The organism is Gordonia sp. JH63 (assembly GCF_009856645.1).
Classification (GTDB): Bacteria; Actinomycetota; Actinomycetes; order Mycobacteriales; family Mycobacteriaceae; genus Gordonia; species Gordonia hongkongensis.
This window is the reverse complement of record NZ_CP047235.1, coordinates 4,251,387-4,272,406: the sequence shown is the minus strand read 5'-3', so window position 1 is coordinate 4,272,406 and position 21,020 is coordinate 4,251,387. Positions and strand designations below refer to the sequence as shown.

At 69.5% G+C, this 21,020-nt stretch carries 21 protein-coding genes; 16 read left to right on the top strand and 5 right to left on the bottom strand.

Going from position 1 to position 21,020, the window contains the following annotated elements; translation table 11 throughout:
* Positions 1 to 96 precede the first annotated feature (96 nt).
* The 8 genes from ftsH (at position 97) to GR168_RS18890 (ending at position 7,821) form a co-directional block, all read left to right on the top strand.
* Entirely contained in the window at positions 97 to 2,487 is a 2,391-nt protein-coding gene (gene ftsH, locus GR168_RS18925) for an ATP-dependent zinc metalloprotease FtsH (protein ID WP_058249890.1), read from the top strand.
* A gap of 9 nt (positions 2,488 to 2,496) precedes the next feature.
* A complete protein-coding gene (folE, locus tag GR168_RS18920) occupies positions 2,497 to 3,108 on the top strand; it encodes a GTP cyclohydrolase I FolE (protein ID WP_058249891.1) in 612 nt (203 codons plus the stop codon).
* A gap of 50 nt (positions 3,109 to 3,158) precedes the next feature.
* Entirely contained in the window at positions 3,159 to 4,013 is an 855-nt protein-coding gene (folP, locus tag GR168_RS18915; RefSeq protein WP_058249969.1) for a dihydropteroate synthase, read from the top strand.
* On the top strand, positions 4,006 to 4,377 hold the full coding sequence (folB, locus tag GR168_RS18910; RefSeq protein ID WP_058249892.1) for a dihydroneopterin aldolase: 372 nt from the start codon (positions 4,006 to 4,008) through the stop codon (positions 4,375 to 4,377). Before folP ends, folB begins: the two co-directional genes overlap by 8 nt.
* Positions 4,374 to 4,892, top strand: coding sequence for a 2-amino-4-hydroxy-6-hydroxymethyldihydropteridine diphosphokinase (gene folK, locus GR168_RS18905; RefSeq protein ID WP_058249893.1), 519 nt, complete (start codon positions 4,374 to 4,376; stop codon positions 4,890 to 4,892). The genes folB and folK overlap by 4 nt, the downstream gene beginning before the upstream one ends.
* On the top strand, positions 4,889 to 5,404 hold the full coding sequence (locus GR168_RS18900; RefSeq protein WP_058249894.1) for a DUF3180 domain-containing protein: 516 nt from the start codon (positions 4,889 to 4,891) through the stop codon (positions 5,402 to 5,404). The genes folK and GR168_RS18900 overlap by 4 nt, the downstream gene beginning before the upstream one ends.
* A gap of 115 nt (positions 5,405 to 5,519) precedes the next feature.
* Positions 5,520 to 6,875 (top strand): DUF6779 domain-containing protein, encoded by a 1,356-nt coding sequence (locus GR168_RS18895; protein WP_058249895.1) that lies wholly within the window; start codon positions 5,520 to 5,522, stop codon positions 6,873 to 6,875.
* A gap of 160 nt (positions 6,876 to 7,035) precedes the next feature.
* Complete coding sequence (locus GR168_RS18890; protein WP_058249896.1) at positions 7,036 to 7,821, top strand: hypothetical protein; 786 nt, start codon at positions 7,036 to 7,038, stop codon at positions 7,819 to 7,821.
* A 26-nt stretch (positions 7,822 to 7,847) separates the two neighbouring features.
* Here the strand turns inward: GR168_RS18890 and GR168_RS18885 are convergent, their stop codons facing one another.
* Positions 7,848 to 9,260, bottom strand: a complete 1,413-nt coding sequence (locus tag GR168_RS18885) for a serine/threonine-protein kinase (protein WP_058249897.1) — start codon at positions 9,258 to 9,260, stop codon at positions 7,848 to 7,850.
* A 312-nt stretch (positions 9,261 to 9,572) separates the two neighbouring features.
* Between GR168_RS18885 and GR168_RS18880 the strand changes: the two genes are divergently transcribed.
* From GR168_RS18880 to GR168_RS18865, 4 genes are read left to right on the top strand one after another with little or no spacing between them, the layout of a single operon-like run.
* Complete coding sequence (locus tag GR168_RS18880) at positions 9,573 to 10,607, top strand: DUF2520 domain-containing protein (protein ID WP_058249898.1); 1,035 nt, start codon at positions 9,573 to 9,575, stop codon at positions 10,605 to 10,607.
* Between the two features lie 20 nt (positions 10,608 to 10,627).
* Positions 10,628 to 11,575, top strand: coding sequence for a pantoate--beta-alanine ligase (panC, locus tag GR168_RS18875; protein ID WP_058249899.1), 948 nt, complete (start codon positions 10,628 to 10,630; stop codon positions 11,573 to 11,575).
* A 2-nt stretch (positions 11,576 to 11,577) separates the two neighbouring features.
* A complete protein-coding gene (gene panD, locus GR168_RS18870) occupies positions 11,578 to 12,018 on the top strand; it encodes an aspartate 1-decarboxylase (protein ID WP_065629606.1) in 441 nt (146 codons plus the stop codon).
* 17 nt (positions 12,019 to 12,035) lie between these two features.
* Positions 12,036 to 12,839 (top strand): type III pantothenate kinase, encoded by an 804-nt coding sequence (locus GR168_RS18865; protein ID WP_058249901.1) that lies wholly within the window; start codon positions 12,036 to 12,038, stop codon positions 12,837 to 12,839.
* Positions 12,840 to 13,040: 201 nt separating this feature from the next.
* On the opposite strand, the gene GR168_RS18860 is transcribed toward GR168_RS18865, so the two are convergent.
* Positions 13,041 to 13,628, bottom strand: a complete 588-nt coding sequence (locus tag GR168_RS18860) for a TetR/AcrR family transcriptional regulator (protein WP_058249902.1) — start codon at positions 13,626 to 13,628, stop codon at positions 13,041 to 13,043.
* A gap of 60 nt (positions 13,629 to 13,688) precedes the next feature.
* On the opposite strand from GR168_RS18860, the gene GR168_RS18855 reads away from it, so the two are divergent.
* Positions 13,689 to 14,654 (top strand): alpha/beta hydrolase, encoded by a 966-nt coding sequence (locus tag GR168_RS18855; protein WP_159371419.1) that lies wholly within the window; start codon positions 13,689 to 13,691, stop codon positions 14,652 to 14,654.
* A gap of 10 nt (positions 14,655 to 14,664) precedes the next feature.
* Here the strand turns inward: GR168_RS18855 and GR168_RS18850 are convergent, their stop codons facing one another.
* On the bottom strand, positions 14,665 to 15,168 hold the full coding sequence (locus GR168_RS18850) for a TetR/AcrR family transcriptional regulator (protein WP_231742215.1): 504 nt from the start codon (positions 15,166 to 15,168) through the stop codon (positions 14,665 to 14,667).
* 48 nt (positions 15,169 to 15,216) lie between these two features.
* Here GR168_RS18850 and GR168_RS18845 point away from each other — a divergent pair, with 48 nt between their 5' ends.
* The 3 genes from GR168_RS18845 (at position 15,217) to lysS (ending at position 18,642) form a co-directional block, all read left to right on the top strand.
* Positions 15,217 to 16,359: an FAD-dependent oxidoreductase gene (locus GR168_RS18845; protein ID WP_058249972.1), complete on the top strand. Its 1,143-nt coding sequence runs from the start codon at positions 15,217 to 15,219 to the stop codon at positions 16,357 to 16,359.
* 172 nt (positions 16,360 to 16,531) lie between these two features.
* Positions 16,532 to 17,014, top strand: a complete 483-nt coding sequence (locus GR168_RS18840) for a hypothetical protein (RefSeq protein ID WP_058249903.1) — start codon at positions 16,532 to 16,534, stop codon at positions 17,012 to 17,014.
* Between the two features lie 59 nt (positions 17,015 to 17,073).
* Entirely contained in the window at positions 17,074 to 18,642 is a 1,569-nt protein-coding gene (gene lysS / locus GR168_RS18835) for a lysine--tRNA ligase (protein WP_091344212.1), read from the top strand.
* 43 nt (positions 18,643 to 18,685) lie between these two features.
* Here the strand turns inward: lysS and GR168_RS18830 are convergent, their stop codons facing one another.
* The gene (locus tag GR168_RS18830) at positions 18,686 to 19,381 is read right to left on the bottom strand and encodes a hypothetical protein (RefSeq protein ID WP_238994939.1); all 696 of its coding nucleotides are present in this window, start codon (positions 19,379 to 19,381) and stop codon (positions 18,686 to 18,688) included.
* Positions 19,382 to 19,402: 21 nt separating this feature from the next.
* Positions 19,403 to 20,989 (bottom strand): FadD3 family acyl-CoA ligase, encoded by a 1,587-nt coding sequence (locus GR168_RS18825; protein WP_159371418.1) that lies wholly within the window; start codon positions 20,987 to 20,989, stop codon positions 19,403 to 19,405.
* Between the last annotated feature and the right edge of the window lie 31 nt (positions 20,990 to 21,020).

Sequence of the window (21,020 nt, the reverse complement as noted above, 5' to 3'; positions counted from 1 at the left end):
CGGTAGCCTCAATGTGTACGTCGACGGGAAGGACATGGGAACGGCGTCGGCACCGGGACTCGATCCCGTGAGCCCGCACGACCCCCACCAACTGGCATGAACCGTAAGACAGTCTTCCGCAACCTCGCCATCCTGGCGCTCATCCTGCTCGCCCTGTGGGGCTGGAGCGTGATGAGCGACTCCGGTCGGGAGTACCGCGGCGTCGACACCTCTGTCGCACTGCAGCAACTCAACGACAAGAACACCAAGTTCATCAGCATCGACGACCGCGAGCAGCAGCTGCGCATCGAGCTGAACACCCCGATCAAGGTCAACGACGCCGACGCCGACAAGATCAGCGCCAAGTACCCGGCGCAGGCGGGGGACCAGGTCTTCGAGGCCGTCCAGGGCACCGGCGCCCCGTACACGACCAACGTCAACGAGCAGTCCGTCCTGTGGCAGATCCTCATCTTCGTGCTGCCGATGATCCTGCTGTTCGGTCTGTTCTTTTTCGTGATGAGCCGTATGCAGGGCGGTGGCCGCGGCGGCGTGATGGGCTTCGGCAAGTCGAAGGCCAAGCAGCTCACCAAGGACATGCCGAAGACGACCTTCGCCGACGTCGCGGGCGCCGACGAGGCCGTCGAAGAGCTCTACGAGATCAAGGACTTCCTACAGAACCCGACGCGGTACCAGGCGCTGGGCGCCAAGATCCCGCGCGGTGTGCTGCTCTTCGGCCCTCCCGGAACCGGCAAGACGCTACTGGCCCGCGCGGTGGCCGGCGAGGCGGGCGTCCCGTTCTTCACGATCTCCGGTTCGGACTTCGTCGAGATGTTCGTCGGCGTCGGCGCGTCGCGCGTGCGTGACCTGTTCGAGCAGGCCAAGAACAACAGTCCGTGCATCATCTTCGTCGACGAGATCGACGCCGTCGGCCGGCAGCGCGGCGCGGGTCTCGGCGGTGGCCACGACGAGCGTGAGCAGACGCTCAACCAGCTCCTCGTCGAGATGGACGGTTTCGGCGACCGCTCGGGCATCATCCTGATCGCGGCCACCAACCGCCCCGACATCCTCGACCCGGCTCTGCTGCGCCCCGGCCGATTCGACCGGCAGATCCCGGTCGGCAACCCCGACATGGCCGGTCGCCGGGCCATCCTCAAGGTCCACGCCAAGGGCAAGCCGATCGACTCCGACGCCGATCTCGACGGTCTGGCCAAGCGCACGCCCGGCATGTCCGGAGCGGATCTGGCCAACGTCGTCAACGAGGCGGCGCTGCTCACCGCACGGGAGAACAAGCAGACGATCACCGCCGAGGCCCTCGAAGAGGCGGTCGACCGGGTCATCGGCGGTCCGCGCCGCAAGTCCCGGATCATCAGCGAACACGAGCGCAAGGTCGTCGCCTATCACGAGGGCGGCCATACTCTTGCTGCCTGGGCGATGCCCGATCTCGACCCGATCTACAAGGTCACGATCCTGGCGCGCGGGCGCACCGGCGGCCACGCGCTCGCCGTCCCCGAGCAGGACAAGGACCTGATGACCCGCTCGGAGATGATCGCGCGGCTGGTGATGGCGATGGGCGGCCGTGCCGCCGAGGAACTGGTCTTCCACGAGCCGACGACCGGCGCGTCGTCGGACATCGACCAGGCGACGAAGATCGCGCGTGCGATGGTCACCGAGTACGGCATGAGTTCGAAGTTGGGTGCAGTGCGCTACGGCCAGGACCAGGGCGATCCGTTCCTCGGCCGGTCCATGGGCTCGCACACCGACTACTCCGCGGAAATCGCGAGCGAGATCGACGACGAGGTGCGCCGGCTCATCGAGGCCGCGCACACCGAGGCTTGGGCCATCCTGACCGAGTACCGGGACACCCTGGACGTGCTCGCGACGCAGCTCCTCGAGAAGGAGACGCTGACCCGCAAGGACCTCGAGAAGATCTTCGCCGACGTCGACAAGCGTCCGCGGATCACCGCGTTCAACGACTTCGGCGAACGCACTCCGAGTGACAAACCGCCGGTGAAGACGCCGGGAGAGCTGGCGATCGAACGCGGTGAGCCGTGGCCGCCGCCGGAGCAGGCCAAGATCCCCGAGCCGGTGGGTGCCGGTTATCCCGGTGGGCCGCAGGTCCCCGGCCAAGTGCCGAACTACCCGCCGATGTATCCCGAGCCGGGTGGTCCGACACCCCCGACGCAGGGCAATCCGGAACCGCGGTTCCCCGACCACGGATATCCGCCGGCCGATCCCGGCCCCCACTATCCGAATCCCCAATATCCGAACCCCCAGTATCCGAACCCGAACTACCCCAACCCGCAGTATCCGGACCCGGGCAACGGCCGGACGGCGGCACCCGGGTCGGGTGGGCCGTACGGGGGCGGCACGCGTCCGGATTACGGCGCGCCGCGCGATTGGTCCGCACCCGGTTGGCCACCCGAGCCCGACCCGCGGTCGGGTCGCAACGGCGACACGAACGGCTGGGGTCATCGCGCCGGTGACGACGACTCGCGTCCGAGTTCGTAAAGTGGCCGGATGAGTATCAGCGAGCGGCGGGACGCCGTACTCGAGGGACCCCGGTCCGACTTCGACCAGGCACGCGCCGAAGCTGCGGTCCGCGAGTTGCTGCTCGCCGTCGGCGAGGACCCGGATCGGGAAGGTCTGATCCGGACGCCCACGCGGGTGGCGAACGCCTACCGGGAGATGTTCGCCGGCTTGTACACCGAGCCCGATGAGGTCCTCGCCACGACGTTCGACGAGGACCACGACGAGCTGGTGCTGGTGAAGGACATCCCGATGTACTCCACCTGCGAGCATCACCTGGTGTCGTTCCACGGTGTCGCCCACGTCGGCTACATCCCCGGCACCTCGGGCCGGGTGACCGGGCTGTCCAAGTTGGCGCGCCTGGTCGACCTGTACGCGAAGCGTCCGCAGGTCCAGGAGCGGCTCACCAGCCAGATCGCCGACGCGATGATGCGCAGACTCGAGCCCCGCGGGGTGATCGTGGTGATCGAGGCCGAGCACCTGTGCATGGCCATGCGCGGTATCCGCAAACCCGGCGCGACGACCACCACGTCGGCGGTGCGCGGCATCTTCAAGACCAGTGCGGTGTCCCGCGGCGAAGCCCTCGACCTGATCACCCGGTGACGCAGGCGCACGCAGTCCCCGCCGGCGGCGGTGTGCACCGGACTCTCGTGATGGGCGTCCTCAACGTCACCGCCGACTCCTTCTCCGACGGCGGTCGCTACCTCGACGCCGATGCGGCCATCGCGCATGGGCTCGAACTCATCGAGCAGGGTGCCGACCTCATCGACGTGGGTGGCGAATCGACCCGGCCCGGCGCGGTCCGGGTCGACCCCGGTCTCGAGGCGGAGCGCGTGGTCCCGGTGATCGGCGAACTCGCCGCGCGCGGGGTGACCGTGTCGGTCGACACGATGCGCGCCCCGGTCGCGGCCGCCGCGATCCGGGCCGGCGCCGCGATCGTCAATGACGTGTCCGGCGGGCGTGCCGACGCCGACATGGCGCGGGTCGTCGCGGACGCGGGATTGCCGTGGATCCTGATGCACTGGCGCCCGGCCGGGGACAGCACGGACCGGCGGTTCACGCACCGCAGTGGAGACGTCGACGGGTACCGGGACGTGGTCGCCGAGGTGAGTGGGGAACTGCTGGCCCAGGTCGACGCGGCGGTGTCGGCCGGCGTCGACGCCGACCGCCTCATCCTGGATCCGGGGCTGGGCTTCGCCAAGACCGCCGAGCACAACTGGGCCCTGCTCAACGCATTGCCCACCATCACCGGGCTCGGCTTCCCGGTGCTGGTCGGAGCCTCCCGCAAACGCTTCCTCGGGTCGCTGCTGCGTCGCGACGGTGCGGATCGGCCGCCCGCCGGACGTGATGTCGCCACCGCGTCGGTCTCGGCGCTGTCCGCCGCCGCGGGCGCGTGGGGGGTGCGCGTCCACGACGTCGCGAGCAGTCGCGACGCGGTCGCGGTCGCGGCGGCCTGGCGCACCGGCGGTTCCCGAACCTCGTCCTCGGTAGGAGACTCGAATGGCTGACCGGATCGAACTGCGCGGCCTCAAGGTGCGCGGCAATCACGGTGTGTTCGACCATGAACGGGCCGACGGCCAGGACTTCTACATCGACGTCGTGCTCTGGCTGGACCTACGGGCCGCCGGCGAGTCCGACGACCTCGCCGACACCGTCGACTACGGCACGCTCGCGCAGCAGGTCGCCGGCATCGTCGGGGGCGAACCGCGCAACCTCATCGAGAAGGTGGGGGCCGAGGTCGCGGAGTCGATCATGACCGACGAGCGCATCGATGCCTGCGAGGTGACCGTGCACAAGCCGTCGGCGCCGATCCCACTGACCTTCGACGACGTCGCGGTGGTGACCAGACGTTCCCGCAAGGGGACGCGATGAGCCGCGCGGTGCTCTCGGCCGGTTCCAACATCGGTGACCCGACCGCGCACCTGCGTTCGGTCGTCGAGGCTTTCGCCGACGACCTGGTCGCGGTGTCCGCGGTCTATTCGACGCCGCCGTGGGGCGGGGTCGAGCAGGAGGACTTCCGCAACATCACGCTCGTCGTCGACGGCCCGCATGATGCGCGCGGGTGGCTCGAGCGCGGATTCGAACTCGAGCGGGCCGCCGAACGGACGCGCGAGATCCGCTGGGGGCCGCGAACTCTCGACGTCGACGTCGTCACCGTGTCCGAGTCCGGCCAGGTCGTCGTGTCCGGGGACCCGGACCTGACACTGCCCCATCCCCGTGCCGCGCAACGGGCTTTCGTCCTCGTCCCGTGGCTCGAGATCGAACCCGATGCCATCCTCTGGACCCCGGACGGTACGCGCGCGGTGTCCGATCTCGTGGCCGGGCTCGACGACGCAGAGCGGGACGCGGTGCTTCCGGTCGGCCGCCTGACCGGGGTCGAGTCGTGACCGCGCCGGATCCGCGCCGGCCGGATCAGGACGACGAGGAGACCGGTCTCGGTCCCACCCGGGTCCGCGATCTCGCCGTCATCGCGGCGGTCACGGCGATCGTCGCGTGGATCCTGGTGCGGTACAACTACTCCGATTTCCCGCCGCTGCCGTTGCTCGCCGGTGTGGTGCTGTATGTGCTTGCCGCACTCGAGATCGTCATCGCCTTCGTCGTCCGTTCCCGGGTCGATTCGCGGGATGTCGGTCGCGCGCGGGGGCAGCTCCATCCACTCACGGCCGCGCGGGTGCTGGCCCTGGCCAAGGCTTCTGCGATCCTCGGCGCGATCGCCTTCGGGGTGTGGCTGGGTCTGCTGGCCTTCCTGCTCGGCCAACACGATCTGGCCGCTGCCGACCACGACCGGCCAGGCGCGATCGTCGGACTGATCGGCGGGGTGGTCCTCGTCGGTGCCGCGCTGTGGCTCGAGTACTGCTGCCGAGCACCCGACGATCCGTCCGCCGTCGGCGGTCCGTGAGGGTCGGGGCAAGTCTCGGACGCCCCGCGCACTCGTCGCCTAACATGTCGACTATCGGAGAAACTCCGCACCCGCCTGCGGTCCGAATGCACTCACAGCGGGTAAATTCACGATCATGACGACCTCGAACGGCCGTGCCGCCGACTCGCGCCGCTCGAGTCGGTCGACGGCTCAGTGGTTGCTCGGCCTCTTGATCGTGCTCGCATTGATCGCCAGCATCCTGATGGTCTTCACCGACAGGCTGTCGATCACCGGCTCGCTGGCAGTCATCGCGGCGTTGTGGGCGGCCGTCATCGGCGCGATCCTGGTGACGAAGTTCCGTCGACAGGCCGAGAGCGCCGAGGCGAAGAGCCGTGACCTCCGGTTGGTCTACGAACTGCAGCTGGAACGCGAGATCGCCGCGCGTCGGCAGTACGAACTCGATGTCGAGACGACCATCCGCAAAGAGGTCACCGCCGAGTCGAACGAAGAACTCTCCGAGCTCAAGGCCCAGGTGCTGGCGTTGCGTTCCAGCCTGGAGATGCTCCTCGGTGAACCGCTGCCGGATCAGCGGGTCGCCCTGTCGAGTGAGAAGATGCGCGAACTGGCCTCGGGCCTGAACGACGAATCACGCGCGGGTCGTCGATCCGGTGCACCCTACGGCGGTGGCTTCTCCGGTGATCTCGGTGGCGTGTCGTCCTACGGCGCCACCTACGCCGACGACGGGGTGCTCGCCGCGCGCGACTTCGCGGCGACGGCTCCGACCGCGGACGACGGCAGGCATACGGGACCGGTCGATCCCAACGAGATGACCGAGGTGATCCCGGTCGTCACCGACGATCCGATCTCGGGCCGGATCGCCACCGAGGTATCGCCCGATGAGCCCGCGGCGACGAGCGCGCCGGCCGAACCCGCTGCCGCGACGGGGACGTCCGGGAGGACGTCCGACTCAGACGTCTCCGACGCCGAGATCGTCGACACCGATCACCCCGGCGGCACGGAAGCCACCGCCGGCGGCGAGACCTCGGGTGCGGACAGTGGTGCGTCAACCGGCGCCGGAGAGTCCGCGTCCGTGCCGTTCTCCGGGGGCTTCTACCTCGGAAGCGATGCCGACGCGTCGGATACCCGAGGCCCGGGATCGCAGTCGCCGGTCGCGGACGCGAATCAACCGCTCTACACCGACGACACCCCGACCGACGAATGGTCGACCCGGGCGGCGTCGGGCGAAGCACCCGAGAGCGATGAGACCCCGGGCGTCGCGGATGCTTCCGACGACGTGGAGCCCCCGCCCTTCCTCGGGTCCGCTGGACGACACGAGAATCAGCCGGGCGGTCGGCCCGCGGAGTCCTTCGGCGGTGGTCGTCGACGCCGTGCGGTCGCCGACGACGCGGAATCGGCACACTCGGCGGGGTTGCCCGTCTCCGAACTCCTGAGCCAGCTGCGGTCACAGACCGAGTCCACCGGCGGCGGACGGCGCCGACGGAACGGCTGATCCGCCCGGGCGGGCCCGGCCGCTTGCGACCCCGGGCGGGCCCGGCTGCTTGCGACACTGCCGGGTCGCGGTCCGATGCCCCTGTCATCCGTCCGGGTGCATCTGCGGCGTTGCCGCGGATTCGCCGATACGAGTTGGACGATCGCCCTAGTATTCCCGTATGAGCGAGACGCTCGCGGGTGGGGAGTTCGGTCTCGGGCCGGGGTCCGATCCGTCGATGGCCGCGATCCGCCACACCGAGCGCGGGAACGCGGTCAAGCAGTCGCTGGTGAGCACCGCGGTGTTCCTGCCGGTCATCGTGTGGTGGCCGACGGTGTTGTGGCTCTTCACCTTCGACCCGCTCGACGGCACCCCGTTCCCCGAGTACCACGCGAACCTCCAGGCCAACGGTCCCGAGGCGAGCCTGTTGCTCATCTGGTCGCTGACGGCTCTGATGCCGCTGTACATGGTTCTCGTGCTGGGGATCTGGGCTCGTAATCCGATGCGGTCGGGGATCGCGGTGGTGATCGGCGCGGTCGGGGCACTCGGATTCTGGGGTGGTCAGGTCCCGGTCCTGGTGCGATCGGGAGACTACCCCGTGCTCACGTTCTGTTCGGAGCACATGCCCGCCTTCGTCGTGATGCTGATCGTGGCGTGGTCGGTCGCGCGTCGACGTGGATTCTGGTGGGTGCTGGCGATTCCGGTGATCATGCTGCTGGCGATCAACGCCTATGAGGGCTGGGCGTCGAACCCGGTCGACGCGATCGTCGACGGCACCGGGAGACTCCTCGACGTCCCGGCCTCGCAGGTACTGGACCCGTTCTCGCCGAGATTCCGTTCGCCGTTCGACGACGTGGTCGACATCGTGGCGGGGATCCTGACCCTGTGGGTGGTCGACGCCGTGTTCGGCGCGTTGTCCAGGCAGGCGCGTGAGCCGCAGAAGTCCCGGCCGGGGAGCTGGCGCTGACGAAATCCGTTGCCACGACGTCGAAGTCAGAACTGCATCGCCACGGCGCGTCCGACGGTGAACGCGATGAACCCCAGGCTCAGCACGACGCCCAGGACGCACAGCACACGGGCGAACCGCCCGGCCGAACCCGGCTGACCACGGCCGGCGAGATACCAGCCGGCCACGCCTACCGGCAGGCCCAGTCCACCGACGACGCTCAACGGGATCGCCGCCACACCGCATGCGAGCGACGCGGTGGTCCGCCGGGTCGCACCCGGGCCGGGCCGAGGTGGGTCCAGCACCGGTAGATCGCGCGAGGCGCGGACCGTCGACGACCCGGGATCATGCTGGGGGACAGCGTGTCCGGGGAGTCCGGAGTACGCCGTCGCGCCCCGTGCGATGGTGGGCCGAGACTCGTCGTCCCCCGGCCGGGTGGCACCGGTGACCGGGATCGCAACAGTGGGTGCGAAGGCGGTCGGGGGCAGCGCCGGCGGTGCGGGTCGGGACATCGGTGGACCGGACATCGGTGCCGCCGCGGCGTGGCCGCGCACGGTGCGCTCCGGCCGCGGTGGCGCCGGGGCGAACACCGTCGAGTCGATCGCCGAACGGAGTTCGGCGGCAAAGGCCCCCGCCGACGACGGACGGTCCGTCCGGTTCTTTGCGAGACCGGAGCGCACCACGTCGGACACCGCCGGCGGCACGTCGGGCCGGAGGTCGGACAGCTCCGGGGGCGGGGTGCTGAGGTGGTGGTGGATCATCATGGCGGGCGTCCGTGCGGCGAACGGCACTGTGCCCGCGATCAATTCGAAGACGCTGCAGGCCAGTGAGTAGACGTCGCTGCGGGCATCGAGGGTCTCGGCCGAGAGCTGTTCGGGTGACGAATAGGGGAATGAGCCGATGACGAGATCCGTCGAGGTGAGCGAGGTGGCACCACCGTCGGTCGGACGCGCTATCCCGAAGTCCGCCAGCCGGATACGCCGGCGCGTGACGTGCTGGGGGAGTCGCGGATCGGACTCCTCGGGGCTGATCAGGATGTTCGCCGGTTTGACGTCGCGGTGGAGCAGTCCGGAGCGGTGCGCGTGATCGAGCGCCGCGCCGATCGCGTCGCCCACGGCCGCGACGTCGGCGAGCGGGAGCCCGCCGGGGCTGGTGGCGAGCAATGCCGCGGCGTCCGTGCCGGGCACGTACTGCATCGAGATCCAGAGTCGTCCGTCCACTTCGCCCCGGTCGTAGACACTGACGATGCACGGGTGGTCCAGCTGGGCGGCGAGGTCGGCCTCGCGGGTGAACCGGGCTCGGAAGATCGGATCGTTCGACACCTGCTCGGCGAGGACCTTGATCACGTCATGGCGCGGGAGCCGGGGATGGCGGACGAGGTACACCTCACCCATCCCGCCCGCACCGATCCTGCGCACGACCCGGTAACCGGCGAACTCTGTGCCCGGTTCCAAGCTCATGGGCGGGACCTTCGTGTGCGCGGGTGTGTCGATGTCGTCCGGGCCGGCAAACCTTGGCGGACTGCGGCTGTCTCAGACTACGCCGCGTCGGCGCAGGTCACCGGTGGTTCGGTGGATCGGTCGGCACGACCGGCGGATCGACCGGACAACCTCGAGGTGACACCTGTCACAGACGTTGGCACCGGCCGCGGTGTCGGACCTACTCTTGCTCTGCAACGTCTGGTACCCGTGCCGACGCCGCCGCGATGAGTCCGCTCATCCGACGGACGTCTCGGCAGATGCGGGACTGGAACGACACTCTGGAGGACAGCGGTGACCTCACCGAGCGGTGATGCCGGTATGCCATCGGCACGGCGAACCGGTGGCGATGACGCCTTCGTCGATGGCTCGCACCTCCGTTCCGGTCTCACCGACCAGTTTCCCGGCATGACGAATCTGCCGACGCCCGCTCGCCTCACCGTCGGCCTCGTGTCCGCCGGCCGCGTCGGGACCGCTCTGGGCGAGGCGCTCGAGAAGGCCGGGCATGTGGTCGGAGCCGTGGTGGCGCGGTCGCCCGAGTCCCGGGCCCGCGCGGTGAGTCGACTCCCCGATTCCGAGGTCCTCGACCTCGACGCGGTCGTCGCGCGATCCGAGTTGCTGCTGGTCAGCGTGCCCGACTCCGAGCTCGCCGCCGTGGTCGACGAGATCGCGGCGTCCGACTCGCTCCGTCCGGGGACGATCGTCGCGCACACCGCGGGCGCGCACGGGGTGGCCGTGCTGCAACCGCTGACCGACCGCGGTGCACTGGGGATCGCACTGCATCCGGCGATGACGTTCGTGGGTTCGGAGGACGACACCGCGCGCCTCACCAACGCCTGTTTCGCCATCACCGCCGCCGATGCGGTCGGCGAGGCCATCGCGTCGTCGCTGGTGCTGGAAATGGGCGGTGACCCGGTGCGGATCGCCGAAGCCGAGCGCACGCTCTACCACGCCGCACTGGCCCACGGCGCCAACCACCTGATCGCCTTGATCTCCGACGCGGTCCTCGCACTCAACGCCGCCATCGACCACTCCGGCCGTGACACCGCGACCGTCGACGGACACGGTAACCGCCTCGCCGAACGCATCCTCGGGCCGTTGGCCGCGGCGTCGCTGCGAAACGTGCTGGAACTCGGCCCATCGGCGCTGACCGGGCCCGTCGCCCGCGGTGACGCGCCCGCGGTCGCCCGACACCTGGCGGCGCTGCGCACCGTCCCCGCCGGCCCGGGACCGCACGGCATCGCCGAGGCATATCGCACACTCGCCCGGCGCGCCGCGGACCACAGCCACGCACCGCAGGCGTTGATCGACGCATTGGAGGACCGATGACATCAAGCGGAGGAGACGGCGTGAGCGGCCCGTCCGACGCACAGCCCACCTACTCGGCCGGCACGATGACCGTGCATCGAGAGCCGGCGTCCCTGAGCCGCGTCACCCGCGCGCTGCGGGCCGCGGGCAAACGTGTCGTGCTCGTCCCGACCATGGGTGCCCTGCACGCCGGCCATCTGCAGCTCGTCCGGGCCGCCAAGGCCAAGGGCAACACCGTGGTGGTGGTGTCCATCTTCGTCAACCCGTTGCAGTTCGGCGCCGGCGAGGACCTCGACGCCTACCCGCGCACCCTCGACGCCGACCTCGCGCTCCTCGAGCCGCTGGGCGTCGAGCTGGTGTTCGCGCCGTCCGCGTCGTCGATGTACCCGAACGGTCCGCAGACGACGGTGCACCCGGGCGAGGTGGGCCGAATCCTCGACGGGATCTCGCGGCCGACACACTTCGCCGGGATGCTGACGGTGGTCCTCAAGCTGCTCAACATCGTCGGACCCAATGCGGCGTTCTTCGGTGAGAAGGACTATCAGCAGCTGGTGCTCATCAAGCAGATGGTGACCGACCTGAACCTCGACGTCGACATCGTCGGCGTCCCGACCGTCCGCGAGTCCGACGGGCTGGCGATGTCGTCACGCAACCGCTACCTCACCCCGGAGCAGCGGGAGCTGGCGACGACGCTCTCGGCGTCGCTCGTCGCGGGGGCCCACGCGGCCGAAGGCGGACGCGAAGCCATCCTCGCCGCCGCACGGTCGGTGCTCGCCACGGTCCCGGAGATCGAGGTCGACTACCTGGACCTGCGCGGGCGTCAGCTCGAGGAACCACCGGAGAAGGGCGCGGGACGGCTGCTCGTCGCCGCCCGGCTCGGCGGCGCACGCCTGATCGACAACGTCGGCGTGACGGTCGGCGGGATCGCCGCGCTCGAAGAAGAAATCGCCTGGACCAATGCCACCACAACCACGACAGAGGGACGATGACCATGTTGCGCACCATGATGACCTCGAAGATCCACCGCGCCACCGTGACCCAGGCCGACCTGCACTACGTCGGCTCGGTGACCATCGACTCCGACCTGCTCGACGCCGCGGGCCTGCTCGAGGGTGAGCAGGTCACGATCGTCGACATCGACAACGGTGCCCGGCTGGTGACCTACGCGATCGCCGGTGAGCGCGGCAGTGGTGTCATCGGGATCAACGGTGCGGCAGCGCATCTCGTTCACCCCGGCGACCTGGTCATCATCATCGCCTACAGCATGCTCGATGCGGCCGAGCTGCGTGAGTACTCGCCGAACGTGGTGTTCGTCGACGCGCAGAACCGCATCGTGACCACGGGCGACGATCCGGCCGACGTGCCCGCGGGGTCGGGCCTGCTCGACCCGCGTCACCTCGACGGTCCGATCTTCGCCGACGCCTCGCTCTGACGCGGCGACGACCTTCGATGCTGCTCACCGTCGACGTCGGCAACACCAACATCCATCTCGGCGTGTACGCCGGGGTCGGGGATCACGCGCGCCTGGTGCGTGATTGGCGAATCCACACCGACCCGCATTACACCGCCGACGAACTGGCGTGGGCGTTCCGCGGCATGCTCGGCGACGACATCGAGCAGGTGACCGGGGTGAGTGCGCTGTCGACGGTTCCGTCGCTCCTGCGCGAACTGCGCGTGATGGTGCCGCGCTACTTCGGCAACGGGCCACACGTGCTGCTCGAACCCGGGGTGCGGACCGGGGTTCCCCTCCTGGTCGACAACCCGAAAGAGGTCGGCACCGACCGGGTCGCCAATTGCCTTGCCGCGCACACGGAATTCGGCGGACCCTGCATCGTGGTCGCGTTCGGTACCGCAACGGTCGTCGACGCTGTCTCCGCGACGGGCGAATTCCTCGGCGGGGCCATCGCACCGGGCGTCAACCTCGCGGTCGAGGCGCTGTCGGAGCACACCGTGACCATGCGGAAGGTCGAGCTGATGCCGCCTCGCAGCGTGCTCGGCAAGAACACCGTCGAAGCGTTGCAGTCCGGCATCCTGTACGGCTTCGCCGGCCAGGTGGACGGGTTGGTCGACCGCGTCTGCGACACCGTCCCGGGATTCGACGGCGACGACGTGACGGTGGTCGCGACGGGATTTCTCGCGCCGCTGATGTTCGACGAATGTCGTTCCCTCACCGATCATCACCCGCACCTGACCCTGGATGGCCTGCGTCTGGTTCACGAGCGGGCCAAGGCGAATCCCCGTCGCGGGAAGTAGATCTAGTGTCCCGCGCCGGAAATTCGTTGATGATTGCGACGCCCAGGCGGCGCCTCGCTTCGTTGGCGTCGTCGCAGGTACATCCAGTAGCTGCGTCCTCCGCCGCCTCGCGATGCATCCACCTGGACCGCCGAACTCATGAAACGAATTTCCGACCCGGGACACTAGGCGAACCGAACGGCGGCACGGGGATTCGGCGTGTCATCGGTGCGCGCGGAGTGCTGCCTCGGTGTAGGCCGTGATGCGGTCGGTCAGTTCGCCGGCGGTCACGTCGGTACCGGCCAGCTGGTGGATCTGGGCGTCGACGGCCGCGAAGGCGAGCCGTAGGTCGGCGGCCGCGGACTGCGCCGTCCAGCCGTCGGCGAGGAGATGAGCGCTCAACCGGTCGATCAGCGAATCGATCAGGGTGGTGTACTCCGTGGCCAGGCGTGTCGGGTCGGCCAGTTCGCGCAGACGCCCGTGGGCGCGGCCGTGCGTCGAGTTCTCGCGGACCGCGACCGCGATCACCGCATGCAGCACCTCCGGCCACGGGCACGAACCGGGCGGGTGGTCGTCGAGGACGGCCGTCATCGCCCCGGCGGCCGCGTCGAGATGGCGGAGCGCCAGTTCGTCGAAGATCGCCTGCTTGTCGCCGAAGTACTGATAGATCGAGCCCACCGACACCCCGGCCTTCTCGGCGATGCGGTTGGTCGTCATCTCCGCGCCCTCGGTGTCGAGAAGCTGAGTGGCCGCCTCGAGAATCGTGTCGACGGTGAACGAAGAGCGTTGCTGCCGTGGCCTTTTGCGCATCTGATCGATCCTCGGGGAATACGAGTTGTGGAGTCCCGCCGCCGGTTCGACGATGGATAGATGATCCGCCGATCCGGAACCCCCGAATCCTACCTTCGGTTCCTGCCCGAGCCGTGGCGGTCCGTCGCCGCCGGGGTCGCGGCCGAATCCACCTGGTGGACCTGGCCGTCGAGCTCCGGCCGGGCCTGCGGGGAGGTCGACGTCCACATCCTGCGGGCGCGCCCGAGCGCGGCACCGCTGCGCGTGTTGCTGCTGCACGGCGGTGGCGGACACAGTGCCCTGGTCTGGCCGCTGGGCGCGATCCTCGCGAACGAGGGGTTCGAGGTCCTCGCCCCCGATCTGCCGCAGTACGGACGCACGCGGGTGGCCGATCCGGGGAGGGTCCGCTACCAGGACTGGGTCGATCTGATCTGCGATCTCGTGACGACCGAGACCGAGGACGATCCGCGTCCGCTCATCGTGCTGGGGGCGAGTCTCGGCGGGATGCTCGCCTACGACGTCGCGAGCCGGACCGGACGGGTGGCCGCGGTCGTCGCGACCTGCCTGCTCGATCTGGCCGGGGATCCCGATGCGCGTCGAGCGGTCGCGCGCACGCCGGCGCTCGGTCGCCTCACCCCGCTGATGCCGGTGCTCGCCCGCGTCGGGGTGCTCGCCCGGATGCGGTTCCCGATCCGCTGGGTGGCGCCGATGTCGGCGATGAGTCTCGACCCGGACCTGTCCCGGGCCTGTGTCGGCGACCGTCTCGGGGCCGGGTCGTCGGTATCGCTGGGATTCCTGGCGGACCTGATGACGCACGAGGTGCCGCCCCCTGAGGAGTACCGGGGTCCACGGGTGCTGCTGGTCCATCCGGCGGCCGACTCCTGGACGCCGCCGGAGGTCAGCGTGCGCTTCGCGGGACGGATCGCGGCGCGCGCCGACATCCATCTGCTGACCGGCTGCGGGCACTTCCCGGTCGAACAGCCCGGTGTCGACGAGCTCGCGGCACACCTCCGTGCGCTGGCCGCCGATCTCATCGGGACGACGTGACCCCGGATCGTCAGCGGAACGCGCGCAGCAGGGTAGTGGGATCGTGGTCGGAGTCGGTGCCGTCGGAGTTCCGCAGGAGGGCGTCGAGAACGAGGCCGTCGAGCGCGGCGACCAGTTGCCGGGCCTCGGTACGGGTCAACCCGCCGTAGACGAGTCCGTCGACGTAGCGCTCCCGATGCCCGACAATCACGTGTCGCAGGTCCTCGTCGCGCGTCGCCAGGAGCATGAGCTCGTACCGCGCCCTGGTGCGGACGCGGTCGGTGCCCAACCAGCGGACGATCACCTCCTGGGTCGACTCGCCCTCCGCAGCGCGGTCGGCGCTGAACACATGCTCGACGAGAGCCGCGAGAAAACCGCTCTGACCGCCGAAATGATGCCGAACGCTCCCGTGTGGCACCCCGGACGCGTCTTCGACCGCGCGTGCCGACGCCTGCCGGCTCCCGACGGTGCCGATGAGGGTGATGCCGGTGTCGAGCAGCAGATCACGCGTCGACCCGTTGGCTGATTTCTCCACGTGGAGAAGTTTATTTGCTAGCTTCTTCTCCATGTGGAGAAGAAGCTGATGAAGGTCGTCGTGGTGGGAGCCGGGATCGCCGGCCTGTGTACCGCGGTCGGACTGGCGTCGACGGGCGCCCGGGTGACGGTCGTCGAGCGGGCGCCGGAGGTACGCGGCGGGGGTGCCGGCCTGAGCATCTTCGGCAACGGGGTCCGCGCACTCGAGGCGCTGGGTATGCGGTCGGTCCTCGGCGGCGCCGCGGCGCCGACCCCGCCGACCAGCGGAACCCGGACACCGGACGGGCGATGGCTCAGCCGGTTCGATCCGGCGTCGCTGACCGACATGCGCGTCGTGCGCCGCACCGATCTCCACGCGGCCCTCCTCGCCGCCGCGGCCGACGTCGTGGACATCAGGACGGGTTCCGGCGTCGATGACGCCGTGCCCGACCGCGGTCTCGTGCGACTGTCCGACGGCACCGAGATCGGTGACTGCGACCTGATCGTCGGCGCCGACGGTCTGCGCAGCCGGGTGCGTGCCGCGGTCGTCGAGGACCCGGGCGTCCGGCGATGTGGCTACTCCGCGTGGCGGGCCATCACGACGACCCCGGTGTCGGTCGACGCGGCCGGGGAGACGACCGGACGTGGGGCGCGTTTCGGGATCGCGCCCCTGCCCGACGGGCATGTCTACTGGTTCGCCTCGGTGTCGGACGACGGGGGCGACTCGGCGGGCGGGCTCGATGCAGTGCGGCAACGGTTTTCGGGGTGGCATCGACCGATCGGGGAGTTGCTCGACGCCACCGATCCGGCGACCGTCGGATACCTGCCGATCGAGGAGCTCGCCAAGCCGCTGCCCACGTTCGTCAGAGCGGGCCGGGGGTGCGCGAGTGTTCTCATCGGCGACGCCGCGCACGCGATGACCCCGAACCTGGGTCAAGGTGCCAACCAGGCGATGGAGGACGCGGCCACCCTGACGGCGCTGGTACGCCGGCACGGCCGCGGTGACCTCGACGAGGCGTTGCGCACCTACGACCGGCTCCGACGCCCGCGGACCCAGCGGATCGTGCGGCAGGCGTCGATGATCGGCAGGGTCGGGCAACTGCGTGCCGGCCCCGCGGTCTGGGCGCGCGACCTCGCACTGCGCATGACGCCCGACGCCGTCCTGAACGCGCAGATGCGACGCGTGCAGCGGTGGCAGCCGCCGGAAGTGTGACGTCGGTGTGACGACCTCGGTCGGGTCGGGGCCTGGCCGGTGCGGGTGTGCTGTGGCATACTCGTCGCCGTGATCACGAGCTGTCGGGAGTGTTGTCAGGGCTAGTACCGCGTCTGCGGCTGCCCTCCTTCGCGCTCCCCGCTCGATCTCGATCACCTGAGGACCCCCTCTCATGACCGCTTCGGTTGCTTCTTCCGTTCGTCCTTCTTCCACCGGTTCGGTGTTTGCCCCTGCTTCGGTGTTTGCCGCTGTACCGCCGACCGTCGCCCCGGCCCCGTCTGCGCCGCTGTCGTTGCGGGTCGAGGACTACGCGTTCGCCGTCGCCGCCGGTGCCACCCCCGTCGACGTCCGCTCCCACCGGCGCCGTCAGCTCGACGGCGCACTGTTCGGGGCCCTGGCCATCGACGCCGTCGAGGTTCTCGACCGGCTCACGCCGGACACCCCGGACTCACTGCGCGTCGCCCGGCCGGAATCACGATGGATCCTCGTCAGCGAGGACGGGCACGAGGCCGAATGGCTCGCCTGGCACCTGCAGGCGCGCGGGGTGCACGGCGCGGTGTTCGTCGTCGGCGGGCACCGTCGGATGCGGTCGGCACGGGTCAACGGTCGGATTCGGCCCGACGACCTCGCTGTCATCTCCGCCCACGAGAGCTGAACCCGCCCAGCGCGACCCGGTTGTGTCCGCGGTCACCGCGAGGCAGTGAGTTGGAGTCGATGACCGGCCCCGATAGGGTGCGTGGGGTGAGTGACAGCCCGACCAGCACCGCCACCCCCGAAGCGACCGACGAGCAGACGCCCGAGCAGTTGCGCATCCGCCGCGAGAAGCGTGAGCGGATCCTGGCCGAGGGTCGCGAGGCCTACCCGGTCGCCATCCCGCGCACCCACAGCCTCGGTGAGATCCGCGCCGCCTACCCCGACCTCGAGGCCGGTACCGAGACCGGACAGCACGTCGGCGTGAGCGGACGCGTGATCTTCCTGCGCAACAAAGGCAAGCTGTGCTTCGCCACGCTGCAGGAGGGCGACGGCACGCAGCTGCAGGCGATGGTCAGCTTCAACGGCGTCGGCGAGGAAGCGCTGGCGCGGTGGAAGTCCGAGGTGGATCTCGGGGACATCGTGTTCATCTCGGGCGAGGTCATCAGCTCGCGCACCGGCGAACTCTCGGTGATGGCCGACGGCTGGCAGATGGCGTCGAAGTCGTTGCGGCCGTTGCCCGTCGCGCACAAGGACATGAACGAGGAGACTCGCGTCCGGCAGCGCTACGTCGACCTCATCATGCGCCCGGAGGCCCGCAGCATCGCCCGCACCCGGATCTCGGTGATCGCCGAACTCCGTGCGGCGCTGGGCCGTCGGGGTTTCCTCGAGGTCGAGACCCCGATGCTGCAGACCCTGCACGGTGGGGCGGCCGCGCGACCGTTCGTCACGCACTCCAACGCCTTCGACATCGATCTGTTCCTGCGCATCGCACCGGAGCTGTTCCTCAAGCGCTGTGTGGTCGGCGGCATCGAGCGCGTCTTCGAGATCAACCGCAACTTCCGCAACGAGGGTGCCGACTCCACGCACTCGCCGGAGTTCGCGATGCTCGAGACCTATCAGGCCTACGGCACCTACGACGACTCCGCTGTCATGATCCGCGAACTGGTGCAAGAGGTTTCGCAGGCGGCGCTCGGCACCCAGACCCCGACCATGCCGGACGGTTCCACCTACGACCTCTCGGGCGAGTGGACCGCACTCGAGATGTACCCGTCGCTGTCGGAGGCGCTGGGCGAGCAGATCGTCCCGGCCGGCGCCGACGGGGAGACCACCGTCGAGCAGCTGCTGGCCATCGCGGCGCGCGTCGGCCTCGAGATCCCGAAGGACAAGGGATACGGGCACGGCAAGCTCGTCGAGGAACTCTGGGAGCACATGGTCGGCGAGAAGCTGGACCGCCCGGTCTTCGTACGCGACTTCCCGGTCGAGACCTCGCCGCTCGTCCGCGCACATCGGTCGCGGATTGGCGTCGTGGAGAAGTGGGACCTCTACGTACGCGGCTTCGAGCTGGCGACCGGATACTCCGAACTCGTCGACCCCGTCATCCAGCGTGAGCGCTTCGCCGACCAGGCCCGCCTCGCCGCCGCCGGCGACGACGAGGCGATGGTCCTCGACGAGGAGTTCCTCGCCGCGATGGAGTACGGCATGCCCCCGACCACCGGCACCGGCATGGGCATCGACCGCCTGCTGATGGCCCTCACCGGCCTCGGCATCCGCGACACCATCCTGTTCCCGCTGGTGAAGCCCCGCTCCTGACCGGGATTTCGTAGCGCGGATACGCGCTAAATCCGCATCTACGCTACGGATTTCCGTCGTAGGGCTGTACGGATCTGACGAGGTCGTTCTGTCGGGTGCGGTCTCGCTGGAATGCGACGGCGTCACTATGGAAAGCCATCCCATCGATCTCGATGGCGATCTTCGACGCCTCGAACGCGAAGTCGAGGACGTAGCCACACGCCGGCGTGTTGGCCGACCACCCCGTGAACCCGCTGCCCTCGAGTAGCTTCGCGGTGATCCGCTCCGCCTCCGACCTCGCGCCCGACGACATCGCCTCCAGCATCGCCCGCGCGCGTGGCGAACCCCGACGACCCGCGTTGCGGCGCTGGACCGTGTCGAGGGCCGCGACGGTCACCTTCTTGTTCGGCAGCGCGGAGTCCATCACCTTCACCCCCAGCGCCACCGAGGCGTCGAGCACCGTCAACTCGAGGCCGGTCACCGTCAGCCCGTCGACCTCGGTCAGATCGCGAGGCGCGACGGTACGGTGCCACACGGTCGCATCCTCGACGCGGGTCCCGTGCCGGCCGTGCGGTGCCACCACGACCGGGACATCCGGAACCCGGCTGACGAGGCCGTGCCACCACGCGGCTGCGGCGCCGGCCAGGGCTGCGCCCGGTCCGGTCTGGAGTACGGCGAGCCGCATCCGCATCCGATCGTCGACCGTCCGGTCGGTTCCCAGCCCCGAATTTCGTAGCGTCAGTAGGTGAATAGCGCGCATTGGCGCTACGAAATCCTGGGGTCAGGTGAGGTTGCGCTTGAGGATCTTGCCCGACGCGTTGCGGGGGAACTCGTCGACGAAGACCACCGACCGGGGGATCTTGAAGTTGGCGAGTTGCTCCTTGGCGAACGCGATGACCTGCGCCTCGTCGAGGTCGGCGTCCGCCCGGACCGTCAGGTAGGCGCGGCCGACCTCGCCGAGCCGGTCGTCGGGCACGCCGACGACCGCGGACTCGGTGACACCGTCGAGCCGCGCGAGGGTCTGCTCGATCTCCGCGGGGTAGACGTTGAACCCGCCGCAGATGTACATGTCTTTGAGCCGGTCGGTGATCTTGAGGTTGCCGCGCTCGTCGAGGGTCCCGATGTCGCCGGTGTGCAGCCACCCGTCGGCGTCGATCGTCGCGGCGGTGGCCTCCGGGTCGTCGAGGTAGCCGACCATCACCATGTCTCCGCGCGCCAGCACCTCACCGTCGTCGGAGAGCGTGATCTCCATACCCGGGAACGCACGTCCGCAGGTGTTGGCAACCGTCGCATCGTCGTCGTCGGGGGTGCACGTCGAGACGAAGCCGCTCGCCTCGGTCAGGCCGTAGGCGGTGATGACGGTGTCGACGCCCAGGTCGTGTTGCAGGCGTTCGACGAGGACGACGGGCACGATCGCGGCACCGGTGATGACGATCCGCAGGCTGGAGAGGTCGTGGTCGGCCCGCTTCGGGTCGTCGAGGATGGTCTGGAAGATGGTGGGCGCGCCCGGGAAGACCGTCGCGCGTTCGTCGGACACGAGTTTCATCGCCTGGTCCGGTGAATAGACGGCGAGCGGCAGCATGGTCACGCCGAACAGCACGCTCGGCAGGATGCCCGCCTTGTAGCCGAAGGTGTGGAAGTAGGGATTGACCATCAGGTAGCGGTCGTCCGGGCCCAGGCCGGCGTTCGCGCCCCAGCCGTACGAGCCGGTCAGGGTCTGCCGGTGGGTGGCCAGCACACCCTTCGACTTTCCGGTCGTGCCGGAGGTGAAGAGGATGTCGGAGAGATCGTCGGGTGAGACGGCATCGGCGCGTCGGTCGGCTTCGGCGAGTGCGTCGGGGGTTGCCGCCCGACTGAGGAACTCATCCCAGTCGACGGCACCGTCGAGCGGGGCGGCGTCGTCCGTGAGCGACACCCGGATCACGACGTCGGGCATCGTGGCGCGGTGATCGCGCAACAACTCGGCCGCATGATCGGCACCGAGGAACTCGCCGGACACGACGACGGCCCGGGCCCCGGACCGTTCGATGATCTCGATCGCCTCGCCCGCGGTGTAGCGCGTGTTCAAGGGGACGAGCGTCGCACCGGCGTAGTGGATCCCGAGCGCCGCAATCGGCCAGTGGAAGCTGTTCGGCGACCAGATGGCGACCCGGTCGCCGGCCTCGATACCCGAGGCCACCAACGCTGCCGCGAAATCCCGGACGGACTCGTGGAGACGGGTCCAGGTCGACTCGATCCGCGGATGCGTCGAAGACTGCCACTGACCGTCGACGAGAGCGATACGGTCGGGCCAGGTCTGCGCCGCCCGGCGCAGTGCGGCCGGGGTCGTGGGCGTGGGGAGGACCTCGTGCAGTGGGGTCTGCGCCATGCGCCCAACCTAGCACTTGCTTGGTGCGTTA